At 71.3% G+C, this 3240-nt stretch carries 3 protein-coding genes; 2 read left to right on the forward strand and 1 reads right to left on the reverse strand.

Annotated features, from left to right (window positions below; all coding sequences use genetic code 11):
• Positions 1–951: biotin/lipoyl-containing protein (locus tag CCN51_RS50445; RefSeq protein ID WP_143676199.1), on the forward strand; the 951-nt coding region annotated here is incomplete at its 5' end.
• Positions 952–1249: 298 nt separating this feature from the next.
• On the opposite strand, the gene CCN51_RS50450 is transcribed toward CCN51_RS50445, so the two are convergent.
• Positions 1250–2161 (reverse strand): alpha/beta hydrolase, encoded by a 912-nt coding sequence (locus CCN51_RS50450; protein WP_014179332.1) that lies wholly within the window; start codon positions 2159–2161, stop codon positions 1250–1252.
• Between the two features lie 179 nt (positions 2162–2340).
• Here CCN51_RS50450 and CCN51_RS50455 point away from each other — a divergent pair, with 179 nt between their 5' ends.
• Positions 2341–3195 carry a 4'-phosphopantetheinyl transferase family protein gene (locus CCN51_RS50455; protein WP_014179333.1) on the forward strand — a complete coding sequence of 285 codons (855 nt, stop codon included), beginning with the start codon at positions 2341–2343 and terminating at the stop codon, positions 3193–3195.
• The last annotated feature ends 45 nt before the right edge of the window (positions 3196–3240 follow it).

Genomic DNA, 3240 nt, shown 5'->3' on the forward strand with positions numbered 1-3240 from the left:
ACCGTGGAGTTCCTGGTGGGCGCGGACGGCACGATCTCCTTCCTCGAGGTCAACACCCGCCTCCAGGTCGAACACCCGGTCACCGAGGAAGTCACCGGCATCGACCTGGTCCGCGAGATGTTCCGCATCGCCGACGGCGAACCGATCGGCTACGACGACCCGCCCCTGCGCGGCCACTCCTTCGAGTTCCGCATCAACGGCGAGGACCCCGGCCGAGGCTTCCTCCCCGCCCCCGGCACCGTCACCACCTTCACCCCGCCCACCGGCCCCGGCGTACGCCTGGACGCGGGCGTGGAATCCGGCAGCGTGATCGGCCCCGCCTGGGACTCCCTGCTCGCCAAACTCATCATCACCGGCGCCACCCGCACCCAGGCCCTCCAACGCGCCGCACGCGCGCTCGCCGAGTTCCAGGTCGAGGGCATGGCCACCGCCATCCCCTTCCACCGCGCCGTGGTCACCGACCCCGCCTTCACCAGCGACCCCTTCACCATCCACACCCGCTGGATCGAAACCGAATTCACCAACACCATCACCCCCTACACCCCCACGGGTACGGAGGAGACGGAGGAAACCGCCCCACGCGAGACCGTGGTCGTCGAGGTCGGCGGGAAACGGCTGGAGGTCTCCCTCCCCGCGTTCCTGGGCGCGGCTGCCGCGCCTGCCGCCGGGGACGCGGGGGCAGGGTTGAAGAAGCCGAAGCGCAAGGCGGTGAAGAAGTCGGGGTCGGCCGCCTCCGGTGACGCGCTGGCTTCGCCGATGCAGGGCACCATCGTGAAGGTCGCCGTGGCCGAGGGGGACCAGGTCGCGGAGGGCGATCTGGTCGTGGTCCTGGAAGCGATGAAGATGGAACAGCCGCTGAACGCCCACCGGGCCGGCACCGTCAAGGGCCTGGCAGCCGAGGTCGGCGCCTCCATCACCTCCGGCGCCGTCATCTGCGAAATCAAAGACTGAGGGCTGACGGCGAGCCACCCGCCCCCGAACCCCTGACCGTTTCAGAGCCCCCGGGCTCCCGGGCCCCCGTCTCACCGGTTACGCCGGATACGGGGGCCCGGTAATTCGTATGGCATCTTCGTGCCATGGGTCTGGGGCGCGAAGCCCACGTGACAGACCATGGAGGCGGTGATTCCGCGCTGTCGGCATCACCGGTGAACTTGGTCTCCCCCGCGTAACGGGGGCGGGGGAGACCAATTTCCCGTGCCCGAATCGGCGTCGGTTCGGCCTGGGGCATGCCCGAGCGGGCATCGCCTCTTCACCTCTTCATCGTGCGTCCCAGGAACCCCAGGACCGTCTCCGCGTAGACCTCCGGATGGGTCTTGACGCCCTGTAGATGCTCGGTGTCCGGCAGCGTGTGCACCTCCGCCAGCGGATACCGCTCCGCCAGCGCCCGCACCCCGGCCGCCGGAATCATCGTGTCGCTCTCGCCGGCCAGAAAGAGCATCGGCGTGCTCTCGTACGCCCCCTCGGCGGCGGGTGGCCACTGCACCCGCAGCATCGCCACCGCCGCCGTCGAGGCGACCTTCTCCAGGGCCTTCCGGGACGGCCCCTTCCGTAGCGGGCCGGGGATCGGCAGCCCGTCGGCCGCGAGGAAGTTACGGAACAGCGGCCGCAGTTCCAGCGCCGGGCCGCTGTCGAAGACGACCGCGTCGACCGGGCGTTCCCCGTCCCTCCTGAGCATGTAGAAGGAGGGGAAGGCGGAGATGGAGAAGCCGTAGACCGCGATGCGCGCCGAGGCGTACTCCGCCATGCCGCGCACATGCTTGACCACCGCGACCACATCGTCGGTGTGCCGGTCGCTCATGCCCCAGCAGGCCCGGTCCGCGCTGCTCTTGCCGTGGTTGCGGTGGTCGAACATCGCGACCGTATAGCCCGCCTCGTGGAGCATCCGGGCGTGCGCGAGGCTCGCGGACTTGCTCAGGCCCAGGCCGTGCCCGAGCACCACCACCCGGTCCGGGTCGCCCGCGCACAGCCACACATGCAGCCGGCGCCCTCCGCCGTCCAGCGGCACGGTGACGTCGGTGCTGGTCAGCCCCAGGTCGGCGGGGATCTTGTGGTAGGGCCTGCGGGGCGGGTGGTAGATGAAGTACGAGAGGAAGGCGCCGTACAGCGGAGCCACCGGGAGGGCCAGCGCCGAGGCCGCCTTCGCCGAGAATCCGGTCGCCATGTCGCAAACCCCCATTACGGAAAGTGCACGGTCTGTGCTTGATCGTAGTGGTGCGGACGGGTGACCATACCAGCCGGTAGGGGAACGTGTCCTAAGTCACCGGGTGTCGTCCGTGCGGCAACGCCGCCCCGGGGCAAGGATGTTGATTCAGGCTCAGCGCTGCGGGGGAGAGCGGAATCGTGACGTACACCAACCCTGGCGTCCGGCATCCCGCCGTCGACATGGCGGACGGCACTGCGGACGGCACGGCGGACGGCACGGCGGACGGGACGAACGGATGGGGCCCGGTCCGCGCGCTGCCCCGCCCCGAGGACCGGCCCTCCGGCGCCGAGGTGGCCGTATGGCTGCTGCGGATCCCGCCGTCCGCCGCTGCCGCCGCCGCGCGCGCCGGGATGCTGGACGCCCGGGAGAGCGAGCGGGCCGCCAGGTTCCGCGACGACACTCTGCGGGAGCGCTATGTCGCCTCCCATGTGGGCCTGCGCGTCCTGCTCGGCGCGTACCTCGGCATCGACCCCGCCGAAGTCGAGCTGATCCGCGAGCTGTGCGGTATGCCGGACTGCGACAAGCCGCACGGCCGCCCCGCCGTGGCGGGCGAGCCCGGGCTGCGGTTCTCCCTGTCGCACGCCGAGGACGCCGCGATGTACGCCTTCGCCGACGCGCCCGTCGGCGCCGACATCGAGGCCAGGAACGCGCGGCGGGGCGGCAAGGTGCTGGCCGGGCTGATCCGGCAGCTCCACGCAGATGAGCGGACGGCGATCGAGGCGCTGCCCGAGGCGCTGCACGAGGAGGCGTTCCTCAGCTGCTGGGTGCGTAAGGAGGCCTACCTCAAGGGCATCGGCACCGGCCTGCCCGGCGGTCTGCGCACCCACCACGTCGGCCTCGCCGACCACCTCGCCCCACCCGACTCCGCCACCCCGCCCGGCTGGTCACTGGCCGACGTACCCGCCCCGCCCGGCTACGCCGCGGCGGTCGCGCTGCGCACGGACGACACGGCGGCTGTGCGGCCGTCGGTGAGCGCGTTGCGTTTGCGGTGAGTTTGAGACGGCGACACGCCGTGACGTCGGCGTGTCGCCGTCTCA

Origin of the sequence: Streptomyces milbemycinicus (genome assembly GCF_002154605.1) — a bacterium.
In the GTDB taxonomy this organism is placed as follows: Bacteria; Actinomycetota; Actinomycetes; order Streptomycetales; family Streptomycetaceae; genus Streptomyces; species Streptomyces milbemycinicus.